Here is a 22,120-nt window from a genome sequence, read left to right on the forward strand (position 1 = left end):
AAGGTCCTGAAAAACATCGAAACCGGAGTGACGGCGAAGGGTAACCCCGGGGTGAATCCCACGGCAAGCACCGAACCGCCTCAAGCGACGCGGCTCGCTCCCATCCCGGTGCCCCGGGACTTGACACGCACGCCCGGAATCAGCATATTACCGGGCCTTTCCGGACCGTGAAGAACTTCGTCAGGAGCTGAACCTTGGCCAACTCGCCGCAAGCACGGAAACGTGCCATCCAGAACGAGACGCGTCGCGTGCACAACAAGTCGCGCCGTACCACGATGCGTACGCAGATCAAGAACGTTCTCAAGGCCATCAAGTCGGGCGACAAGCAGCGCGCGGAAGAGGCGTTCAAGACCGCCACGCCGCTGATCGACCGCATGGCGACGAAGGGCATCATCCACAAGAACAAGGCCGCTCGCCACAAGAGCCGTCTGAACTCGCGGATCCGCGCCCTGGGTTGAGCCCGCGCCGCCGGAACACGGGGTGATTCATCGACCGCCGCCTCCCTACCGGGATGCGGCGGTGTTTTTGTGCGCGGGAACCGGCATATCCGCCGACGGTCGACGCTTCAGAGCAGGACCAGGTTGTCCCGGTGGATCAGCTCGGGCTCGTCGACATACCCGAGAAGCGACTCGATGCGATCACTGGCGGCGCCCTTGATACGGTCGGCCTCTGCCGCATCGTAATTGACCAGCCCGCGGGCAACTTCGCGGCCGTCCGGGCCGACGCAGCTGATGATTTCACCCCGGGCGAACTGTCCCGCCACGGCCGTCACGCCCACGGGGAGCAGGCTGCGCCCGGACTCCTGAAGAACGCGGACGGCGCCGGCGTCCAGGTAGACCCGCCCCCGCGCCGTCATCTGGCTGGCCAGCCATTGTTTCCGCGCCCCCAGTGGCTCCCGGGCCGGCTTCAGGTAGGTGCCCACGCGCTCATCCCGGCGCAAACGCTCCAGAACCCCGGGCTCGCGTCCCGACGCAATCGCGGTGGCCGCCCCGGAACGCGCCGCACGGGCCGCAGCGCGGACCTTGCTGAGCATGCCGCCACGCCCGTACTCGCCGGCACCCTCCCCGCACAGGCGCTCCAGGTCGGGATCTCCGGCGTCGCCCTCGGTGATAAGCCGGGCATCGGGGTACTGTCGTGGATCCGAGTCGAACAGCCCCTGCTGGTCGGTCAGGATGACCAGGCGGTCCGCCTCCACCAGATTCGCCACCAGCGCCGCAAGCGTGTCGTTGTCGCCGAAGCGGAATTCGTCGGTGGCCACCGTGTCGTTTTCGTTCACCACCGGCACCACACCCAGCTCCAGCAGCGTACGCAACGTAGTACGTGCGTTCAGGTAGCGCTGACGATCGCTGAGATCATGGTGGGTCAGCAACACCTGCGCGGTATGCAGGCCGTAGCGCTGGAACTCGGATTCGTAGGCGTGCACCAGACCCATCTGCCCCACGGCCGCCGCGGCCTGGAGCTTGTAGAGTTCCCGCGGGCGATGCCGCCACTGCAGTCGCTGCATGCCCTCCGCCACGGCCCCCGAGGACACCATGGTCACCTCGACACCCCTGTCCCGCAGCGCCGCCAGCTCTGCCACCCAGCCGGCGATGCGGGCGTGATCCAGGCCACGGCCCTCATCGGTCACCAGGGCACTGCCTACCTTGACCACCCACTTGGCCACGCCGGAACGGGCTCCGCACGCAGCGTTCGCCTCCCCGACGTTCATGCCTGGGCCTCCCGGGCCGCCTCGTCGATCTGCTCCAGCCGCGCCATGACATCGCGACACAGCGCTTCGGTGCCGACACCGGTCAGGCCCGATACGGCGTATACCGGCCCTTCCCAGGCCATTGCCTCCACCAGCTCCCGTTTCCAGGGCTCACGCTCGTCTTCCGGCAGCAGATCCAGTTTGTTCAGCACCAGCCACCGCTCGCGCGCCGCCAGATCGGGGCTGAAGCGCTCCAACTCGCCGACCAGCCGTTGCATGTCCTCCACCGGGTCCTGTTCCGGGTCATGGGGCACCGCATCCACCAGATGCAGCAGGATACGCGTACGCCCGAGGTGCTTGAGAAAGCGCACCCCCAGACCGGCCCCGTCGGCGGCGCCTTCGATGAGACCGGGGATGTCGGCCATGACAAAGCTCTGGGCCGGGCCGACACTGACCACCCCGAGGTTGGGATGCAGGGTGGTGAACGGATAGTCCGCCACCCGCGGCCGGGCAGCAGAGACAGCGCGGATGAGTGTGGACTTGCCGGCGTTGGGCATGCCCAGCAGGCCTACATCCGCCAGCACCCTGAGCTCCAGGCGCAAATCCCGCTCTTCCCCGGGCTTACCTGAGGTGGTCTGGCGCGGTGCCCGATTGGTGGAGCTCTTGAAATGCACGTTCCCCAGGCCGCCGCGACCGCCCTTGGCCACCAGCAGGCGCTCGCCGTGGCCGGTCAGGTCACCGAGTTGTTCGCCGGTGTTCTTCTCCACCACCACCGTCCCCACGGGCACGGCAATGACCACATCCTCGGCGCTCTTGCCGGTACGCTGCGAGCCCATGCCGTTCTGACCCCGTTCCGCCCGGTAGCGGCGCACGTGACGGAAGTCCGCCAGGGTGTTCAGCCCTTCGTCCGCCTCCAGCCACACGCTGCCGCCGGCCCCGCCATCACCCCCGTCGGGGCCGCCCAGGGGAATGAACTTCTCGCGCCGGAAACTGGCGGATCCATCGCCGCCGCCACCGGCGGCAACATGGATGGTGACCTCGTCGACGAACTTCATGGGACACGCTCTCGTGGTGAACGCCGGCGTTGCGGACGTCTCTGCGAATCAGTATGAACGCACCGGAAACAAAAAACCCCGTACGAAGACGGGGTTTCCGGAGCGCCGCACTGAGGTCGGGCCTTCAGTGACTGCGGACGCTCACGTACTTGCGGTTGAGCGGGCCTTTGCGCTCGAACACCACCTGACCGCCGGACTTGGCGAAGAGGGTGTGATCGCGGCCGATGCCGACACCTTCACCGGGGTGGAAGTGGGTACCGCGCTGGCGCACCAGGATGTTACCCGGGACCACTTCCTGCCCACCGAAACGCTTCACGCCAAGGCGCTTCGACTCGGAATCGCGACCGTTACGAGTACTGCCGCCTGCCTTTTTATGTGCCATATCCTGCTCCTGGAACTCAGCCTGCGGAAATGCCGGTAATCTTGACTTCGGTGTAGGGCTGACGATGACCCTTGTGGCGGCGATAGTTCTGCCGCCGCTTGAACTTGATGATATGGACCTTTTCGCCCTTGCCGGCGTCCGTGACCTCAGCCTGCACCTTGCTGCCCTCGAGCATCGGCGCGCCAATCTTCACGTCGTCACCGTCGGAGACCAGCAACACCTGGTCGAACTCCACGGACGAGCCCGCCTCGGCGTCGAGCTTCTCGACGCGAAGGATGTCCCCTTCAGAGACACGATACTGCTTGCCTCCGGTTTTGATCACGGCGTACATGGTCCGTTCAGTCTCCGTCGCTTGGTCGCTTCAATCGAAATGCGGTGAGAAGGCGCGAAATAATAGCTGCAAAGGGAGGACAGGTCAAACGGCGCTGCGCTTGCCACCAGCCCACCACGATTCCGGTTGGTGATTGCGGCATCCTGCCCGTGGCCACCTTGACACCCCAAGGGCCCACACCTACTGTAATGCTCCGCCGCCGCAGCCCGGAATTGCGGCCCAACCGACCGGCTCTCGGATGACCCACGCAGTGTCGCCCTCACACGCCATGAACATCGATGACATCCGCGCCCTCATGGCGGACGACATGAAGGCAGTGGACCGGTTGATCCAGCAGCGGCTGCGCTCCGACGTGGTGCTCATCAACCAGCTCGGTGCATACATCATCAACAGCGGCGGCAAGCGGCTGCGCCCCCTCCAGGTGCTGCTCGCCGCGCGCGCGTGCGGGTACGAAGGTGACCATCACCGTGAACTCGCCGCCGTGGTGGAGTTCATCCACACGGCCACCCTGCTCCACGACGATGTCGTCGATGCCTCGGAAAAGCGCCGCGGCCAGGCCACGGCCAACGAGCTGTGGGGCAACGAGGCCAGCGTTCTGGTGGGCGATTTCCTCTACTCCCGCGCCTTCGAGATGATGGTTGCCGTGGGCAGCATGCCGGTGATGGACGTCATGGCCCACACCACCAACACCATCGCCGAGGGCGAGGTGATGCAGCTGCTCAACATCAACGACCCGGACACCACCGAGGAGCGGTACCTGCACGTCATCTACTCGAAGACCGCGACGCTGTTCGAGGCCGCCACACGCCTGGGCGGCATTCTCGCCGAGCAGGACGAGGACGTCTGCGACAACCTGGCCGAATACGGCAAGCAGCTCGGCACCGCGTTCCAACTGGTGGATGACGCCCTGGACTACACCGGCAACGCAAACACCACAGGCAAGAACATCGGCGACGACCTCGCCGAAGGCAAGCCGACCATGCCCCTGATTCACGCCATGCGCCACGGCACGGAGCAACAGGCGGCGGTCATCCGCGGCGCCATCGAGCAGGGTGGGCGCGAGGAGATCGACACCATTCTGGAAGCGATTGAAACAACCGGAGCGATCACCTATACTCGCGCCCTCGCGGATCAGGCAGTGGAAAAAGCCGTCGCCAGCCTCGGGCAACTGCCTGAGACGCCTTACCGGAAGGCGATGGAATCACTGGCCAGGTTCAGCGTGGAGCGCGACTACTGAATGACGCGCTTGTGACAGTATCGGGGTGTAGCTCAGTCTGGTAGAGCACTGCCTTCGGGAGGCAGGGGTCGTAGGTTCAAATCCTGCCACCCCGACCATATTCAGAAAGGGCCCACGGCATCGCCGTGGGCCCTTTACTTCAGGGGCACGGCGGGATGCCTTGCAGGTCAGGTGCTGCGGGATCGGTGAATCGGCAACCGAACTCCGGGTCGGCGACCTGCTCCGGATCCGACACCGCATCTCCCGCGGGGACGGCACCTTCGTCTACCCACGCGTGCATGGCAGCAAACGAGTCAATCTTCTCCTGATCGGTGAAGTCGCAGTGACCCGTCGAGCGGATTGCCCGTTGAACAAGGTAATCGGCACTGCCGTTCGCTTCAGCCCGATCGTGGTAGATCTGTTGCATTTTCAAGGGGACGAAAAGATCCCCGGTGGTATGGGTACTGACCACGGGCACGCTGAACTCACCGTTGATCCGGGGAATCCAGCGCAGGCCATCATCTCTGGCGATTGGCGCCGGGATCAGGCGTGACGACCAGGATGGTGTCGTTGAAAGACACAGGATCACCACTGGCGTCACGATAGATAATGTCCGACGTGTCCAGGACGTTGCTGTTCAGAATGCCATTCACCGTGCCATCCGCCGGCAGGTACTGCTGTAGCACTTCTTGCCATTCCCCGAAACCCTGCTCGTAGCCGGGACGCTCACCACCCGAGAGGTTCATCAGCACCTCCTTCAGCAACTGCCCGTCCGCGTTGACGTTCCCGGGGTCCTCGTCGAAGTCATCCCAGAGGGCCTCCCGGATCTGGCCATTGACCTCCTCCGCATCGGCCGGATCCACCGGGAAGTCGGCTCCCACGCCCGCGATCTCCATGGCCGCGAGGTTGTAGGCAAGAAAATAGTTGAACAGCTCCGTGTCGCCCATGACGCCGCAGAACGGTGCGGCACCGTCATACTCGACGACATGATTCGCGCTCTGGCGTGTCTCCTGCTCGATGGCCGCACCGGCGATATGGCCACCCATTGACACGCCCATGATGTATTTCCTTGCCGGCGCGGGAAGGTCCTCACGCCCGTTCTCGGCGGCGATGTCGTTGAACGCAAGAGCCAGTGCGTTGGTGTCCTCGATGCCGGAGCGCACGTCGTAGTAGTTGGCGCTGTAGCTGGACGCCGCCCAGGCGAAGTTGTTGTCGATCAGGTATTCGCGGATCTGCGGATTGGTGACGGTGAGTTCCGGAGGATCACCGGTACGATACCCATGGGCGTACATCACCAGTATCCCGTTCCAGTTCTCCGGCACCTCCACGTGGTACCGAGCACCGTTGAGTTCGCCCGTCCAGCGGTCGGTCTCGCGGCCGTCGAGCGCCTCGAACTCGTCGGAGCCTGCGGCGTCGATCACGAATACCCGCTGATCGTGGGGGCGGGTTTCTGTTGTATCCGGCGAGTCATCCTCATCATCTCGCCCACTACTGGAACTGCCACCGCCAAGACAGACGGATACCGCAAACCCGGCAGTTGCAATGACACCTAGATATGCCAATCGAGTCGTGTGCCTTTCCATTGGTTTTCTCTCCCGGAGCCACAAAGCCCAAGCGCCAGAAGCGCTGGTCGTTGGCACCAGCGCAAGTCACCCTGAATGCGCTGGTGTCCGGGAACGCTAACGGCTGGTTCCGAGTGCATTCTGTTCGGCACCGCACAGTGGCGGGGCGGCCGCGCCGGATGGCGCCGGACAGGCGCGGGCTGCACGCGACTTCAGTGTCCTCGTGTCCTGTAACCCAAGTTCGGTAGGCGGGGTACTGTTGCGCGGCCAACGCTTCGGTGGTGGCCGACGGATCTTTCTCCGGTCAGAAGGTCGACAGTCCGGTGGCTTCCATAAATCGATACTGCCAGTAGCGAAAACGACTCTCCTCCTCGTATTCGCTGTAGGGCAGACTGAACTCCTGGCCGGGGCGATTGTGCCAACGACCATCGAAGTAACCGGCTGCCTCTTCCATGACGGGAGCGTCCTGCGTGGCCCGGACGCTGACACTGGTTTCCAGGTTGAAATTGTCCAGGTTGCGCCGGGTGAAATTGGCGGAGCCCGCGATGAATTCACCCCGGCCGTCGTTGCCCCGATGCAGGATGAATTTACTGTGACATTGCTCCCCCCGGGTGTTGCACCAGCGCACGGGAATGCCGGCCTGGTGCAGCTCATGAGCAACCGGCTGATTCGGGACACCGGCCTTTTCACGACCGAAGGCCCCCTCATTGGGATCCATCAGCACGCGCACCCGGACCCCGCGCTGATGAGCTGCCAGCAAGGCCTCCACCGTGTCACGCTGGGACAGATAGAAAATGGCCAGATCCACGGACTCACCGGCCCGGGAACGCTCCAGCAACGCCAGAATGCCCTCCAGTACCGCCTCCTCGGTAAGGACCTGCACACGCATGTCCGATGCATCCGCCGGGACCGCTTCTTCTTCCGCCGCGGCCTGTAGCTGATCGAGTTCGGACCAGTCCAGTTCGGGGCGGGAGAATCGGGCCACGGCGCGCTCGGTTGCCAGCAGATCCAGGGCGGCCTGGCCGGAGAACTCCACAGCGATGTTGCCGTGTGCACTGGAGGCATCATGGGGATTCCCCGAGGTCACCAGTCCCGTCCAGCCAGCCGGCGTGTCGGCAAACAGGGTTTTCCGGTGATTGGCCTTGAAGTTGAGCAGGGCCAGAATGCTGCGCATGGGAACCGGCTCCTCTCCGACCGGGTTGGGCAGCCACCCACTCGGTGAATTCCCAAACCACTGGCAGCAGAGACGCCACAAACCGGACCAGGTCGGGTTGGAGTCACGCAGGGCCGTCAGGCGGGTAACGATCACGTCCACACCGGCCGCTTCCAGGCGCTGCAGATGATCGTTCTCGATGCCGCCATAGAGCGTGTTGATCGGGTCGGTAATGAGGATAACGGGCATGTCCGGCCGCTGCTCTTTCCGCTGGATCAGTGCATCGGCCACTTCCGCTGACAGCGGGCGCAGATCGGCATCGTCGCTGGCGCCGGCAAAGTCGTTGAAGAGAAACATGTCCAGGACGATCAGGCGTTCGGCCCCATCAATCAGGGCAAGGATCCGATCGAAGATCTCATGATCCATCTGGCGGCGACCATCCTCATCCAGCCAGGTGTAATCGGCCAGGAAGCGAACCTCACCGTCGGATCGGGGGGGCATTGCGGCGTTCAGCCCGTCCGGCAACGGCTTGATGGTGTGGTAGACCGCGACGCCCGAATAGACGGACACCAACAGCGCCAGTACCAGGAGTCCGATGCGTCGGCACCGCTTGGCCGTCCACTGGCGCCACCCGCTGCGTGTCATCGTCGACCCATCCGTCCCGACTGCTCATGGTGAGCTTCATTGTAGGCGAGTCAGGCCGGTGAGCACAGCGCTCGCCTGCATCAGCCCCCGCGCCCCGACCCGGGAACGACGTTGGCGCTTTGGCAAGGAAGACTCCGACCGGATCCGGCAACACTTCCGGGGGTTGCCGCGGGAGCTTTTCCCTCAACCATCGGGGTCCGCTATGCTGGTTGCCGATCGCGGGACACGATAGGGCAACGGAGGCGAGCGCATGACCGCAGGGAGTGACACGAGCACGGGTACCGCTCGGGGCGACGCACCGGTATTCCTGGTGTTCAAGGACGGCAGAATGGGCGAGCAACTTGCCGGCAGACTGCGGGACTTCGGCCTGCGCACCCGCCACGCGGTCAACCTGGACGTCTTCCGCAACGCTGCCGCGGCAACACCACCCAGCGCAGTGGTGCTGGACGATGAGCTCCTGCCCGACGACGCCACCTCCGCGGTGCTGGAGGATATCCATGCAAGCGGGCGATGCGGCCCGGCGCCGTTGGTCGTCGTGGGCCGGAATGACGGCGTTGAACAGCGTCTGCGGGCCGTACGTGCCGGCGCGCAGGCCTGGTTCACACGCCCCTTCAACCCCTCCGTCCTCGCCCACCGGCTCCATCAGCTGCGTGGACTGGGCGCGGCCGAGCACCTGCACGCACTGCTGGTGGACGATACCGGCGCCCTCGCTGACACCGGCGCCAGCCTTCAAACCGGCGGCATGACCACCACCGTTCTGGACGACCCCATGCGGCTGCTGGATCAAGTGCGTGCCAACCGACCGGACATACTCCTGGTCTCGGGGGATCTGGCCGCGGTGGACGCTGCGGAACTGATGCAAATGCTGCGGCAGGACAGCCGGCATTACGGCCTGCCGGCCCTGATTCTCACCGCCGGCGACAAGCGACGTTTCGATGGCCTGGCCGCCCGCGCCGGGATCGACGGTGTCGTCGGGCTGCCGGTACCCGCTACGGACCTCACGGCGATTGTCCGCAGCCGGCTGGAGCGTGTGGCCGGGCTGCAGTCCAGCGCCCGCTACCTGGCACGCCGCGATCCGGACACGGGCCTGGACAGCCCCGGTCATGTGCTGGAGGAGCTCCGGCAGGCACTGGCGCTGAGCCGCGGCAACGAACAGCGCACCACCTTGCTCTATCTGCAGGTGGAGGCGGCGGAGGCTGCCGCCGGCCGGGACCCTCGGGTTCAACGGGCCCTGATGGTCGCCACGGCGCGCAGGTTGCAGATACTGCTCCCCGCCACTGCGCTGGCGGCACGTATTGATGAGGGTGTCTACGCCGCCCTGCTGTTCGGCGCCGATGCCGCCGAACTGGAGCATCTCACCGCCCGCCTGCAGGAGGCACTGGAGCAGCAGGCACCCGCCACGCGCGCACGCCTCGGGTTGACCCTGCTGCGCGCGGACCTGAGTAACGCCGACGCAGCCCTGGCACGCGCCCGGGACGCGGCGCTTGCGGGTGACACAGCGGCCGAGCCGGCCACCACCGGCGACGCTACGGCAGAAACCATCGACTGGAGCGGTCCTCTCACGAACGCCCTGGACCGGGGGCGCTTCCGGCTGGTGTACCAACCCATCGCCAGCCTCAGCGGCACCCCCGTTTCCGTATACGAGGTGTTCGTGCGCATGCTCGACGAGCAGGGCGGCGAAGTGCTTCCCCAGGAGTTTCTGCCGGCCGCGCAACGCCTGGGCCTGACGACACCCCTGGACCGCTGGATCGTTGGTCAGGCGGTGGACGTTCTCGCCAGCCAGGCGCGGCGCGACCACCGACCCATCCTGTTCGTGAAGCTGTTTCCGGAGACAGTGGCGGACAGCCGTTTCCCCCGCTGGCTCGCGGATCAGTTGCGTGAACAGGGCGTCCCCGGAGATCGCCTGGTATTCCAGCTCACCCAGGAGGCCGCCGCCACCCATCTCGCCGAGACGGCGGCGCTGATGGATGCATTGCAGCCCCTGGGCTGCGCCCTCGCCCTGGAGCATTACGGCGCGCGGGCAGACGGCAACAATCTGCTGCAGCGTTTGCCGCTGAAGTACATCAAACTGTCACCGGCGCTGACCCGGGAGATCGGCACGGACCCGACACTGCGCGCCGACGTGCAGGCCATCACCAGTCAGGCCCGCAGTGCCGGTGTACGCACCGTTGCGGCCTTGGTCCAGGACGCCTCCAGCCTGTCCGTGCTCTGGGGCGCCGGTGTGGACTACATTCAGGGCTACTTCATGCAGGCGCCCAGCGACGTTTTTGCCGGTGAGTAGGAAAGTGTAACGATGACGGGCATGGAACCGGCCGAATCATTCCGTGACCCCGCCATGGGCGTGACGCGGGAACTCATGAAGGCACTGCTGCCCCACCTGGAGCAGGCCAGTGCCGGCGCCATCGCCGTGGACGCCGACGGCCGCATCAGCTGGATCAACCCCAGCTACGCACGCCTGATCGGTGAACCGCCGGAGCAGCTTGTGGGACGGCCAGTGCGCGAGGTCATCCCCAACACCCGCATGCCGGAGACGGTCCGGACCGGGCAGCCGAAATTGCTGGACATCATGGAATTCCGGGACCAGCAGCTGGTGGTGACGCGGCTGCCGGTGGTCGACGGCGGCCGCGTCATCGGGGCGTTGGCGTTCGTGGTGTACGACGATCTCCAGCCCCTGGCGCCACTCATGGGCAAGTACCGCCGGCTCCAGGAAGACCTGGCAGCCGCCCGCCGGGCGCTGGCCCGTCGCTCGGCGCGTTACAGCCTGTCGGATTTCGTCGGCGCCAGCTCGGCGGCACTGGAGGTCAAGCGCCGGGCCCGGCTTGCGGCCGGCCGTGAAACTCCGGTCCTGCTGCTGGGGGAGACGGGCACCGGCAAGGAGATCCTGGCGCAGGCGATCCACAGCGCCTCGGCCCGGGCGAATCGCCCTTTCGTTGGCGTCAACCTGGCGGCCATCCCCGAGAACCTGTTGGAGGCCGAGTTCTTCGGCGTCGCACCGGGCGCTTACACCGGCGCCGGCGAGCGGGCCCGGGAAGGGAAGTTCCAGCTCGCCCACGGCGGCACCCTGTTCCTGGACGAGATCGGTGACATGCCCCTGGCGCTGCAGGCCAAGCTGTTGCGAGTGCTGGAAGAGCAGGAAGTGGAGCCCCTGGGGTCCAACACCGTCCATCCGGTGGATGTGCGGATCATTGCCGCCACCAGTCGCGACATGGACGCCATGCTCCGCGACGGCACCTTCCGCTCCGACCTCTACTATCGGCTCAACGTCCTGGAGATCCGCGTGCCTCCGCTGCGGGAGCGCCTCAACGATCTGGGGGTGCTGTGCGAAACCCTACTGGAGGACATCGCCCTGGGGGGCGAACTCCATGCCGAACTCACCGCCGAGGGCCTCGCCGTACTGCACCAGTATCACTGGCCCGGAAATATGCGTGAACTCCGCAACGCCCTGGCCCAGGCGCTGACGCTGAACGAGGGCGAACAGGCACTGTCCGCGGCGGACATGGCAGCGGTACTACCGGAGCCCACGTACCACCGTCGCGGGACGCCCTCCACGGACGCCCCCGCCGGCCCGGTCAGGCCACTGGCAGAGACGGTGGCCGCCGCGGAGCAGGCAGCGATCGAGGACGCCCTACGGGCGACGGGCGGAAACCGGAGCCAGGCAGCCCGCATGCTGGGCATCTCCAGGTCCGTGCTCTACGAAAAACTGGCGCGAATGCCCTGAATTCCGGACACATGCCCTGAATTCCGGACATCCACCGCACAAAAAAGGCAAAGAGTGTCCGAAAATACGGACACCCACTCGCCACCAGTCCTCCTCGCGGTGCCGCAGCACACACAGGAACGTCGTTATATCAGCATCTTGGGGCATCACTCCGGGGCATGGCACGGAGCGTGCTAGGCAGGTATCGAGTCGCTGCATGGCGACGCCCGTGCAGCGATGCCAGGGCTCGCCGGCACATCCGTGCCGGACGACACAGAATACGCAGGAGGAGAACCATGAAACACTTGACCCGACTCGCCATCGGCGGCCTGACCGCCGGCCTCGCTCTTGGCACCATGAGCACCACCGTTCACGCTGATAAGGCGGAATGGACCATGACCACCACCTGGTCCGATTCCATCGACCTAATCCAGATCGATCGCCGCTGGGTGGATACGGTGCACCGCATCGCCGGAGACGATATCGAGATCGACTTCCGTGCGGGCGGCAGCCTGATGCCTGCCGGCGAGGTGTTCGATGCCACGGAGACGGGCAGCATTGACGCCTCGGGGGACTGGCCGGGCTACTGGGCGGGCCGGGACACCGCCTTCTCGCCCCTGGCCACCCACACCATGCTGTTCAATGCCGTTGACTACCTCAACTGGATCTTCGAGTGGGGTGGTTGGGATATCTATCAGGAGATCTACGGCGAGTACGACATGGTGTATCTGCCTTACGGCATCACCAACAACGAGTCCGGCTTCATGGGCCGCACCAAGATCGAGTCCATCGACGATCTGGACGGCATGCGCCTGCGCCTGGCCGGCCGTGACCAGGGCCGGGTTCTGGAGCGCCTCGGTGGCTCCCAGGTCACCCTGGCCGGTGACGAGATCTACCAGGCGGTGGAACGCGGCGTGGTGGACGGCGCCGAGTTCTCCACCCCGGGCGTGGACTACAAGATCGGCTTCCACGAGATCGTGGACTACTGGGCCACACCGGGCTGGCACCAGTCCGCCAGTGTCTTCGGCGTGATGATCAACAAGGATTCCTGGGACGCCCTGCCCGAACAGACCCAGGAGGCACTGAAGGTCGCCGCGGAGGCCACCATGGCCTGGTCCATCGCCTGGTCCGAGCGCGGTTCCATGGAGGGCACCGAGGGCTTCCAGGAGGCCGGTGTCGAGATCAGCCAGATGCCGGAAGAGGAACTGGAGCGGGTGCAGCAGGTGACCAACGAGGTCATCGTCGAGGGCGCCTGTGAAAACCCGCTGCATGCCAAGGTGTACCATTCCCAGATCAGCTATCTGGAGGAGTACGCCACCTGGCGGGATCTGTCCGTGCCGTTCAACATGAGCCGCACCATGGACAGCCTCCCCGACCTCGACGCCATCGAGGAATGCCTGTAACGCCTGCCAGGGCGTAGGGTGACTCTCGTGGCACGGGCCGCGGTGACCATCCTCATCAGGTAGTCCGGCGTGGCCGCGGCAAGCGGCCACGCCTCCTCGTCTGCGACTCGGGGGCCCAGGCTCATGCTTCTCGTCAGCCGTTACATCGATTTCTTCAATGACTGGTTCGGGCGCATCGTCGCGCCCCTGATCGCGGCGATCGCGATCGTCGTTGTCTACGACATTACTCTGCGGTTCTTCATCGGCCGCCCCAGCGACTGGGCGTTCGAAGTCACCAAGCAACTCTACGCCGCCCACTTCATGCTGCTGGGGGCCTATGCGCTGTTCCATCGCGCCCACGTCGAAGTGGACGTGATCAAGAACCTCTTCTCGCGCAAAGCTCGGGCAATCCTGGACATTCTGGGTTATCTGTTCTTCTTTGCCCCGTTCATCTGGATCTATCTCGAGTTCAGCTGGGGCTACGCCATGCGCTCCTGGAACCGCGGCGAGACCACGTCGGGCATCGTCGCTATCCCGGTGTATCCCGTGAAGATGCTCATGGTGATCACCGGCGCTCTGTTGCTGCTGCAGGCAGTCTCCATTGTTCTCAAGGCCATCCAGCAGTTGCGGGAGGAGTAATTCATGGGTCCTGAGCTGCTTACACTGTTCATGTTTCTCGGGCTGCTGATCGGCCTGTTCATGGGCCATCCCCTGCCCTTTGTTCTCGGCGGCATTGCGGTCCTGGCGGCGTTCTTCGGCCCCGGCCCACAGGTTTTCGGCACCATCGTGGGCAACATCTTCGGCCGGGTCATGGACAACTATGTGCTGGTTGCCATACCGCTATTCATCCTCATGGCGCGTTTCCTGAACGACTCCGGAGTCACGGAGCGGATGTTCGAGGTCATGCGCCTGCTGTTCGGTCGGGTGCGCGGCGGCCTCGCCCTCACGGTCGTGGTGGTTTCGGTGCTGCTGGCGGCGACCACCGGCATCGTGGGTGCATCCATCGCCGTCATGGGGCTCATTGCCCTGTCGCCGATGCTCAAGTACGGCTACAACAAGTCACTGAGCTCCGGTGTGATCATGGCCAGCGGCAGCCTGGGCATTCTGATTCCGCCGAGCATCATGCTGGTGCTCATGGCCAGTTATTCACCGGTCTCCGTGGGCAAGCTGTTTGCCGGCGCCCTGATTCCCGGGCTCATCCTGGGCACGCTCTACGCCATCTATGTGGCCGTGCTGTGCTGGTTCCGGCCGGAGTACGGCCCACCGGTCGGGGCGGAGGAGCGCGCAGAGACCAGCACCGGGCGACTCATCTGGCTTCTGATCAAGTACGTGGCACCGCCCATGGTCCTGATCGTCGGCGTGCTCGGCGCGCTGTTCACAGGCTTTGCCACCGCCACCGAGGCCTCGGCCATCGGTGCGCTGCTGGCCTTCCTGCTGTTCCTGATCTTCGGTGACCGGTCCATCCGCACCTGCTTCAACACGTTCATGGAAGCGGGCAAGACCACCGCCATGGTGGTGTTCGTGATCGTGGGTGCCACGGCGTTTACCGGCGTCTTCTCCCGCGGCGGCGGCATGCAGTTCGTCCAGCAGGTGATGCTGGGTGCGCCGGGCGGCGAGATCGGCATTCTCATCCTGATGCTGTTCATCGTGTTCCTGCTGGGCATGTTCCTGGACTGGACCGGTATCGTGCTGCTGAGCTTCCCGATCATGCTGCCGGTGGTACAGGCCATGGAGATCGACGTGCTGTGGTTCATCGTCATGAACGCCGTCATTCTGCAAACGTCGTTCCTGACGCCGCCGTTCGGCTATGCCCTGTTCTACCTCAAGGGCGTGGCCCCGCCGGGGGTGGAGATCCTGGACCTTTACAAGGCGGTGATTCCCTTCTGCATTATCATCGTGCTCACCTGCATCCTGCTGGCACTGTTCCCGGGGCTGATCACGGGACTGCCCCAGGCGTTGCTGGGATGAATGACGCCGCCCTGACGTGACGGCGGGACACAAATAACGGAGGAGGACGCTCGCGATGCGCATGAACGGACAGGTAGCGCTCATCACCGGCGCCGGGCGCGGCATCGGTCGGGCCATTGCCGAGGGGTTCGCCCGGGAGGGCGCCCGGGTGGCCGTGGCGGATCTGAGTAAGGAATCCGCCAGCGAGGCAGTGGAGACCATTCGTGGCAACGGCGGCGACGCCATGGCACTGGCCATGGATGTCACCGACGAGGAGGCAGTGAATCGCGGCGTCGACGACATCTGCAATCACTGGGGCAGACTGGACGTGGCGGTCGCCAACGCCGGTATCCAGCACATCGACCCGCTGGACCAGCTGGACTTCGCCGACTGGCGCAAGGTCGTCTCCGTCCACCTGGATGGCGCCTTCCTGGTCACCCGGGCGGCCCTTCGGAAGATGTACGCCGGAGACCGTGGCGGCGCCATCATCTACATGGGCTCTGTGCACTCCAAAGAGGCCTCGCCCCTGAAAGCGCCCTACGTTGCGGCGAAGCATGCGCTCAACGGCCTGTGCCGCTCCGTTGCCAAAGAAGGCGCCGCCCACGGTGTACGCAGCAATATTATCTGCCCTGGCTTCGTACGCACGCCGCTGGTGGACAAGCAGATCCCGGAACAGGCCCGGGAACTCGGCATCTCGGAGGACGAAGTGATCCGCAACGTGATGCTGAAGCAGACCGTGGACCAGGAATTCACCACCCTGGAGGATGTGACGGAACTGGCGGTTCACCTGGCGGCTTTCCCGTCCAACGCGCTTACGGGACAATCCATCGTAGTCAGTCATGGCTGGCACATGCAGTAATTGCCAGGCCGCGGTGTCGACCCTCGCGCCGACCCCAACGAAAAACGACGGAGGAAGAGACGATGTCCGGCGACATCCTTTGGCAGCCCGGCGAACGGGAGCTGCGCAAGAGCAACATGGCGCGGTACATGGACTGGCTGGCCGAGAACGGCTACGGGCGCTTCGGCAACTGGCCGGCGCTGTACCAGTGGTCGATCCGTGACATGGAACAGTTCTGGGAGTCGGTCTGGACGTTCAGCGGGCTCCACGCCGACACTCCCTGGGAGAGCATCCACGACAACCAGCCCATGCCGGCCACCCGCTGGCTGCCCGGGGCGCGGCTCAATTATGCCGGCAACATGCTGCGGCATGCCCGGGGCGAACGCGCCGACCAGGAAGCGGTCATCGCGGTGGCCGAGGGTCGCGAGACCTCCCGCACCACCTGGCGGGAACTGGAGCGCCAGGTCGGCGCATTCGAGGGCTGGCTACGGGCACAGGGCGTCGAAGCCGGCGACCGGGTTGCCGGGCTGGTTTGCAACGGCCTGGAGGCGCTGGTGGGCATGCTCGCCTGCTCCAGCCTGGGCGCGGTCTGGAGTTCCGCTTCGCCGGATTTCGGCGTCCAGGCCACAGAGGACCGGTTCGGCCAGATCGAGCCCAAGGTTCTGGTGGCGGTGAACGGTTACGGCTTCAACGGCAAGCACTTCCAGCGCGCCGAGCAGATCCGGCAATTGGCCGAGCGGATCCCCAGCGTACAGGCCGTTGCCGTGATCCCGCAGTTGGACGATGCCGCCATGCCCGAAGGCGACCGCTTCGTCCCCTGGGACGAAGCCCTGGCGGCCCATGACGGGGCGAATCCTTCCTTCACGCCGTTGCCGGCAGATCATCCGCTCTACATCCTGTACTCCTCCGGCACCACCGGCAAGCCGAAGTGCATCGTCCACGGAGCCGGCGGCATCCTGCTCAACCACGCCAAGGAACTGATCCTTCACGGTGACGTGGCGATGGGCGACCGTTTCTTCTACTTCACCACCTGCGGCTGGATGATGTGGAACTGGCAGGCGTCGGCACTGCTGGCCGGGGCCACGCTGGTGGTCTACGACGGTTCCCCCGGCTATCCGGACGTGGGCATGCCCTGGCGGCTGGCGGAAGCAGAGCGTCTCACCCACTTCGGCACCAGCGCCCGCTTTATCGCCGCCTGCCGTAAAGCGGAGATCGAACCCGGGCACGACCAGGACCTGAGCGCCCTGCGGGTGGTGTTCTCCACCGGCTCACCGCTGCTGCCGGAGGACTACGACTGGTTCTATACCGCCGTCTCCCGGGATATCCTGCTTGGCTCCATCGCCGGCGGCACGGACATCTGCGCCTGTTTCGTCGGCAGTAATCCGCTGCTGCCCGTGCGTCGCGGCGAAATTCAGGGGCCCATGCTGGGCGCCGACGTCGCAGCCTTCGATGAAGATGGCCAGGCGACGGATGGCCGGGGTGAACTGGTCTGTCGCCAACCGCTGCCGTCCATGCCGGTGGCGTTCTGGAACGACCCCGACGGCAGCCGTTATCGCGAAGCCTATTTCGACACCTTCCCCGGGATCTGGGCCCACGGTGATTTCATCGGTTTCACCGATGCCGGGGGCGCCATCATCTACGGGCGCTCCGACGCGGTCCTCAATCCCGGCGGTGTCCGCATCGGCACGGCCGAGATCTACCGACAGGTAGAAACCGAGACCCGCATCGCCGACAGCCTGGTGGTGGGCCGCCCGGTGGAGGGCGATGTGGAAGTCGTGCTGCTGGTCGTGCCGGCAGAGTGCGTGACTGTGGACGGCGAATTGCGCAAACAACTGCGTAACCGCATCCGCGAGGGGGCAAGCCCCCGCCACGTTCCCCGCCACATCGTCGCCGTGGACGACATCCCCTATACCCGCAGTGGCAAGAAAGTGGAACTCGCCGTCACCCGGATGCTGCGCGGCGACCGCAAGGAAGAGAACCGCGCGGCACTGTCCAACCCGGAATCCCTGGACCACATTCGCGCCACATTGAGCGAAACCGGTTTGCTGCCGGGGACCGACTGAACCGGCAGGCCTCGCCACCATCGTCCGTCACGGCAGCCACCGTGACGGACTCTTCGATCCATAATCGGAACTGTGTCGCATCAGCGACACCGGTCAAGTGCTAGGTTTTTCTTGCGCGCAGGCTTCGTTTATAGTCCCGTGTCAGCAAGGATGCAGCAATGATAACGACACGACGGGCGCCTGGAAGGCCTCCTTTCGACTTCCGAACCGCCTGCTGAAGTGACATGACACTGTTGCTGGATCGTCCGTCACGGGGCGCTCCGGCCCGTGAAAGGAACGGCAGACTCCCAAGCAATGGCGACCGCGAATCCCACCATGAAACTCAGTGGCCTGGCCGGACGACTGGTCCGCGACGGGCTCATCCAGGAAGCGGACGCGCGTGGTGCCATTGAGGCCGCCCGCAAGGCCCGCGAACCGCTGGTCGCCCACCTGGTGGACAAGGGGCTGGTCAGCGCCCGTGACCTGGCGCACGCCGGCGCCGCGGAGTTCGGCGTACCGCTCATGGACCTGGACGCCATGGAGCCGGATACGGCGGTGGTCAAGCTGGTCAAGGAAAAGCTGATCCGCCATCACCAGGTGCTGCCACTGGTCAAGCGAGGCAAGCGGCTGTTCGTCGCCGTGACCGATGCCACCAACCTCGAGGCGCTGGACGAGTTCAAGTTCCACACCGGACTTACCACGGAACCGGTTCTGGTGGAATACGACAAGCTGCAGCGCGCCATCGAGAAAGCGCTGGATGCTGCCGACAGCAACTTCGGCATGGGCGACGACGATCTGGACGGGGACCTGGAGAACGTTCAGGTCACCAGCGGTGACGACGACGATACCGTCACCGACGCCTCCGAGGCGGATGCAGACGACGCACCGGTGGTCCGTTTCGTGAACAAGGTCCTGGTGGACGCCATCAACAAGGGCGCCTCGGACATCCACTTCGAGCCCTACGAGAAAAAGTACCGGGTCCGCTTCCGCCAGGACGGCATGCTGCATACCGTGGCCAGCCCCCCGTTAGGCCTGTCGCCGCGCATCTCGGCGCGGCTCAAGGTGATGTCGCGGATGGACATCGCAGAGCGACGGGTGCCCCAGGACGGCCGCATCAAGATGAACCTGTCCAAGAGCCGTGCCATCGACTTCCGCGTCAGCAGCTGCCCGACCCTGTTCGGCGAGAAGATCGTTCTGCGTATCCTCGACCCGAACAGCGCCATGCTCGGTATCGACAAGCTCGGCTATGAACCCGAGCAGAAGGATCGCTTCATGAACGCGATCCACAAGCCCTACGGCATGGTGCTGGTCACCGGCCCCACGGGCAGCGGCAAGACCGTGTCCCTGTACACGGCGCTGAACATCCTCAACACCGACGACCGCAACATCTCCACCTGTGAGGACCCGGTGGAAATCAACCTGCCGGGCATCAACCAGGTGAACATGAACCCCAAGGCGGGGCTCACTTTCGCCGCCGCCCTGCGCGCCTTCCTGCGTCAGGACCCGGACATCGTCATGGTGGGTGAGATCCGCGACCTGGAGACCGCCGAGATCGCCGTCAAGGCGGCTCAGACCGGCCACTTGGTGCTGTCCACGCTGCATACCAACGATGCCCCACAGACCCTCACGCGTCTGATGAACATGGGCGTGCCGTCGTACAACATTGCCTCGTCGGTGCACCTGATCATCGCCCAGCGCCTTGCCCGGCGCCTATGCAACAACTGCAAGACACCCCTGGACATCCCCAAGGAAACGCTGAAGGACGAGGGCTTCACCGACGAGGACCTGAACGACCTCAAGGTGTTCGGTCCGGTGGGTTGCGACCAGTGCACCCAGGGCTACAAGGGCCGCGTGGGCATTTACCAGGTCATGCCGGTGAGCGAGGAGATGGGCCGCATCATCATGGAAGGCGGCAATGCCATGCAGCTGGAGGAACAGGCCGCCAAGGAGGGCATCAATGACCTGCGTCGCTCGGGACTCATGAAAGTCATGCAGGGCGTCACCAGCCTGGATGAGATCAACCGCGTCACCAAGGATTAGAGACGATGGCACAGAAAGCCGCAAAACAGCAGCCGACGTTCACCTGGGAAGGTGTCGACAAGCGCGGCGAGCGGGTCAAGGGGGAGAACAAGGCCTCTAACGTCACCATGATGAAGGCGGAACTGCGCCGCCTGGGCATCCAGCCCAAGACCGTACGCAAGAAGTCGGCGCTGTCCAGCCTGGGCCAGCGCAAAAAGAAGATCGAGGCCGGCGACATTGCCGTCTTCAGCCGCCAGCTCGCCACCATGATGGGCGCCGGGGTGCCGCTGGTACAGGGCCTGGACATCATGGCCCAGGGGCATCAGAACCCCTCCATGCGCGAGCTGATACAGAACATCAAAACCGACGTTGAGGGCGGTACGAACCTCAGCGAGACGCTGCGCAAGCACCCGCGCCACTTTGGCGATCTCTTCTGCAATCTTGTGGAGGCCGGCGAATCCGCCGGTGTTCTGGACACCCTGCTGGACAAGCTCGCCACCTATCTGGAAAAGACGGAATCCATCAAGAAAAAGATCCGCAAGGCGATGTTCTACCCATCCGCGGTCATCGCGGTGGCATTCATCGTCACAGCCATCCTGTTGATCTTCGTGGTGCCCGAGTTCCAGAACATGTTCCAGAGCTTCGGCGCTGATCTGCCGGTGTTCACGCAGTTCGTCATCAACCTCTCGGACCTGTTCCAGAATTACTGGTACATCATCTTCGGCGGCATCATCGCTGCGGTGGTGGCCTTCGTGGCGGTGCATCGACGATCACCAAAATTCCGCCGATTCCTGGACCGTGTACTGCTGAAGCTGCCCATTGTCGGCCCCATCCTGGACAAGGCCGCCACCGCGCGCTTTGGCCGCACGCTGTCCACCATGTTCGCGGCCGGCGTGCCTCTGGTGGAGGCCCTGGAGTCGGTCTCCGGTGCCTGCGGCAGCACGGTGTACGAAGACGCCATCATGGAGATGAAGGACCAGGTGGCATCCGGCCAGCAGCTCAACGTGGCCATGCGACTGTCCAACCTGTTCCCGCACATGGTGGTGCAGATGGCCGCCATCGGCGAGGAATCCGGCTCCCTGGACACCATGCTGGCGAAGGTCGCTGACTTCTACGAAGAAGAGGTGGACAACCAGATCGACAGCCTCAGCAGTCTGCTGGAGCCCCTGATCATGGCGGTTCTGGGGGTGCTGGTCGGTGGCCTGGTCATCGCCATGTACCTGCCCATCTTCCAGATGGGCCAGGTGGTCTGAGCTGGCCCGGGAACCGCGATGACGTTACTGGACGCCCTCCAGCAGCCTGCCATGCTCGTTCCCTCGGTGTTCGTGCTGGGGCTGTTGGTGGGCAGCTTTGTCAACGTGGTGATCCTGCGGCTACCGGTCATGCTGGAGCGGGACTGGCAACAGCAGGCCAGCGAGATCCTCGGGCAGCCCCAGGAAAACGCCCCTCGCGAGCGGTTCGATCTGATCCATCCCGGATCCCGGTGCCCCGGCTGCCAGCGGCCGATCCGCCCCTGGGAAAACATCCCGGTCATCAGCTGGCTGGCCCTGCGGGGTCGCTGTCGCGGCTGCGGCCAGCGCATCAGCGCACGCTACCCTCTCGTGGAGCTGATCACCGGACTGCTCTCCGCCTCGGTGGCGTCGCACTTCGGCTGGGGCCCGGAACTCGCGGCGGCGCTGATACTCACATGGACGCTCGTTGCCCTGTCCGGCATCGATATCGATCACCAGCTGCTTCCCGACAACATCACCCTGCCGCTGCTCTGGCTTGGCCTTGGCATCAGCCTGGCCGGCCTGTTCACCGGCATCGAGGACGCGGTGATCGGCGCCATGGCCGGATACCTCAGCCTGTGGCTGGTTTTCCACGTCTTCCGCCTGGTCACCGGCAAGGAAGGCATGGGCTACGGCGACTTCAAGCTGCTGGCGTTGCTGGGCGCCTGGCTTGGCTGGCAGGCTCTGCCAGTGATCATCCTTCTCAGCTCCCTGGTGGGTGCCGTGGCAGGCATCGCCATGATCGCGTTGCTCGGCCGTGACCGGCAACTACCGATCCCCTTCGGACCGTACCTTGCCGCGGCCGGCTGGCTTACCTTACTGTGGCGGGACGATATCATCGCCGGTTACCTCCGGTGGTCCGGCCTGGGCTGAGCCACGGCGGGACATTCAAG

Annotated in this window: 19 protein-coding genes and 1 tRNA gene; 13 read left to right on the plus strand and 7 right to left on the minus strand. The window is 64.8% G+C overall.

Annotation, left to right across the window (positions count from 1 at the left end):
• Positions 1-194: 194 nt before the first annotated feature.
• Positions 195-458, plus strand: a complete 264-nt coding sequence (gene rpsT, locus KU884_RS14270) for a 30S ribosomal protein S20 (protein ID WP_167783254.1) — start codon at positions 195-197, stop codon at positions 456-458.
• Between the two features lie 107 nt (positions 459-565).
• Here the strand turns inward: rpsT and proB are convergent, their stop codons facing one another.
• The 4 genes from proB to rplU all read right to left on the minus strand — a co-directional run bounded on the left by proB (position 566) and on the right by rplU (position 3,455).
• Positions 566-1,708 carry a glutamate 5-kinase gene (gene proB, locus KU884_RS14275; RefSeq protein WP_167783255.1) on the minus strand — a complete coding sequence of 381 codons (1,143 nt, stop codon included), beginning with the start codon at positions 1,706-1,708 and terminating at the stop codon, positions 566-568.
• A complete protein-coding gene (cgtA, locus tag KU884_RS14280) occupies positions 1,705-2,742 on the minus strand; it encodes an Obg family GTPase CgtA (RefSeq protein ID WP_167783256.1) in 1,038 nt (345 codons plus the stop codon). Before cgtA ends, proB begins: the two co-directional genes overlap by 4 nt.
• Positions 2,743-2,866: 124 nt before the next feature.
• A complete protein-coding gene (gene rpmA, locus KU884_RS14285) occupies positions 2,867-3,124 on the minus strand; it encodes a 50S ribosomal protein L27 (RefSeq protein ID WP_167783257.1) in 258 nt (85 codons plus the stop codon).
• A gap of 16 nt (positions 3,125-3,140) precedes the next feature.
• Positions 3,141-3,455, minus strand: coding sequence for a 50S ribosomal protein L21 (gene rplU, locus KU884_RS14290; protein ID WP_167783258.1), 315 nt, complete (start codon positions 3,453-3,455; stop codon positions 3,141-3,143).
• A gap of 268 nt (positions 3,456-3,723) precedes the next feature.
• Between rplU and ispB the strand changes: the two genes are divergently transcribed.
• Both ispB and KU884_RS14300 read left to right on the plus strand, forming a co-directional pair.
• Entirely contained in the window at positions 3,724-4,692 is a 969-nt protein-coding gene (ispB, locus tag KU884_RS14295; RefSeq protein ID WP_167784270.1) for an octaprenyl diphosphate synthase, read from the plus strand.
• Between the two features lie 21 nt (positions 4,693-4,713).
• Positions 4,714-4,790 (plus strand) — tRNA-Pro (locus KU884_RS14300).
• Between the two features lie 41 nt (positions 4,791-4,831).
• Here KU884_RS14300 and KU884_RS14305 read toward each other — a convergent pair.
• From KU884_RS14305 to KU884_RS14315, 3 genes are all read right to left on the minus strand, one after another.
• Positions 4,832-5,272 (minus strand): hypothetical protein, encoded by a 441-nt coding sequence (locus KU884_RS14305; protein ID WP_167783259.1) that lies wholly within the window; start codon positions 5,270-5,272, stop codon positions 4,832-4,834.
• Complete coding sequence (locus KU884_RS14310; RefSeq protein WP_167783260.1) at positions 5,190-6,092, minus strand: hypothetical protein; 903 nt, start codon at positions 6,090-6,092, stop codon at positions 5,190-5,192. Before KU884_RS14310 ends, KU884_RS14305 begins: the two co-directional genes overlap by 83 nt.
• Positions 6,093-6,537: 445 nt before the next feature.
• On the minus strand, positions 6,538-8,031 hold the full coding sequence (locus KU884_RS14315; RefSeq protein WP_167783261.1) for a phospholipase D-like domain-containing protein: 1,494 nt from the start codon (positions 8,029-8,031) through the stop codon (positions 6,538-6,540).
• Positions 8,032-8,281: 250 nt separating this feature from the next.
• Here KU884_RS14315 and KU884_RS14320 point away from each other — a divergent pair, with 250 nt between their 5' ends.
• From KU884_RS14320 to KU884_RS14365, 10 genes are all read left to right on the plus strand, one after another.
• Positions 8,282-10,312 carry an EAL domain-containing protein gene (locus KU884_RS14320; RefSeq protein ID WP_167783262.1) on the plus strand — a complete coding sequence of 677 codons (2,031 nt, stop codon included), beginning with the start codon at positions 8,282-8,284 and terminating at the stop codon, positions 10,310-10,312.
• Between the two features lie 12 nt (positions 10,313-10,324).
• Positions 10,325-11,749, plus strand: coding sequence for a sigma-54-dependent Fis family transcriptional regulator (locus KU884_RS14325; protein WP_254432067.1), 1,425 nt, complete (start codon positions 10,325-10,327; stop codon positions 11,747-11,749).
• Between the two features lie 275 nt (positions 11,750-12,024).
• Complete coding sequence (gene dctP, locus KU884_RS14330) at positions 12,025-13,131, plus strand: TRAP transporter substrate-binding protein DctP (RefSeq protein WP_167783263.1); 1,107 nt, start codon at positions 12,025-12,027, stop codon at positions 13,129-13,131.
• Positions 13,132-13,254: 123 nt separating this feature from the next.
• Positions 13,255-13,749 carry a TRAP transporter small permease subunit gene (locus KU884_RS14335; RefSeq protein ID WP_167783264.1) on the plus strand — a complete coding sequence of 165 codons (495 nt, stop codon included), beginning with the start codon at positions 13,255-13,257 and terminating at the stop codon, positions 13,747-13,749.
• Positions 13,750-13,752: 3 nt separating this feature from the next.
• Positions 13,753-15,078, plus strand: a complete 1,326-nt coding sequence (locus KU884_RS14340) for a TRAP transporter large permease subunit (protein WP_167783265.1) — start codon at positions 13,753-13,755, stop codon at positions 15,076-15,078.
• Between the two features lie 55 nt (positions 15,079-15,133).
• The gene (locus KU884_RS14345; RefSeq protein WP_167783266.1) at positions 15,134-15,916 is read left to right on the plus strand and encodes a 3-hydroxybutyrate dehydrogenase; all 783 of its coding nucleotides are present in this window, start codon (positions 15,134-15,136) and stop codon (positions 15,914-15,916) included.
• Positions 15,917-15,978: 62 nt separating this feature from the next.
• Positions 15,979-17,958, plus strand: a complete 1,980-nt coding sequence (locus KU884_RS14350) for an acetoacetate--CoA ligase (RefSeq protein ID WP_167783267.1) — start codon at positions 15,979-15,981, stop codon at positions 17,956-17,958.
• A gap of 294 nt (positions 17,959-18,252) precedes the next feature.
• Positions 18,253-19,977 carry a type IV-A pilus assembly ATPase PilB gene (gene pilB / locus KU884_RS14355; protein ID WP_167783268.1) on the plus strand — a complete coding sequence of 575 codons (1,725 nt, stop codon included), beginning with the start codon at positions 18,253-18,255 and terminating at the stop codon, positions 19,975-19,977.
• A gap of 5 nt (positions 19,978-19,982) precedes the next feature.
• On the plus strand, positions 19,983-21,209 hold the full coding sequence (locus tag KU884_RS14360) for a type II secretion system F family protein (RefSeq protein ID WP_167783269.1): 1,227 nt from the start codon (positions 19,983-19,985) through the stop codon (positions 21,207-21,209).
• 18 nt (positions 21,210-21,227) lie between these two features.
• Positions 21,228-22,100 (plus strand): A24 family peptidase, encoded by an 873-nt coding sequence (locus KU884_RS14365; RefSeq protein ID WP_167783270.1) that lies wholly within the window; start codon positions 21,228-21,230, stop codon positions 22,098-22,100.
• The last annotated feature ends 20 nt before the right edge of the window (positions 22,101-22,120 follow it).

Origin of the sequence: Aquisalimonas sp. 2447 (assembly GCF_012044895.1) — a bacterium.
Classification (GTDB): domain Bacteria; phylum Pseudomonadota; class Gammaproteobacteria; order Nitrococcales; family Aquisalimonadaceae; genus Aquisalimonas.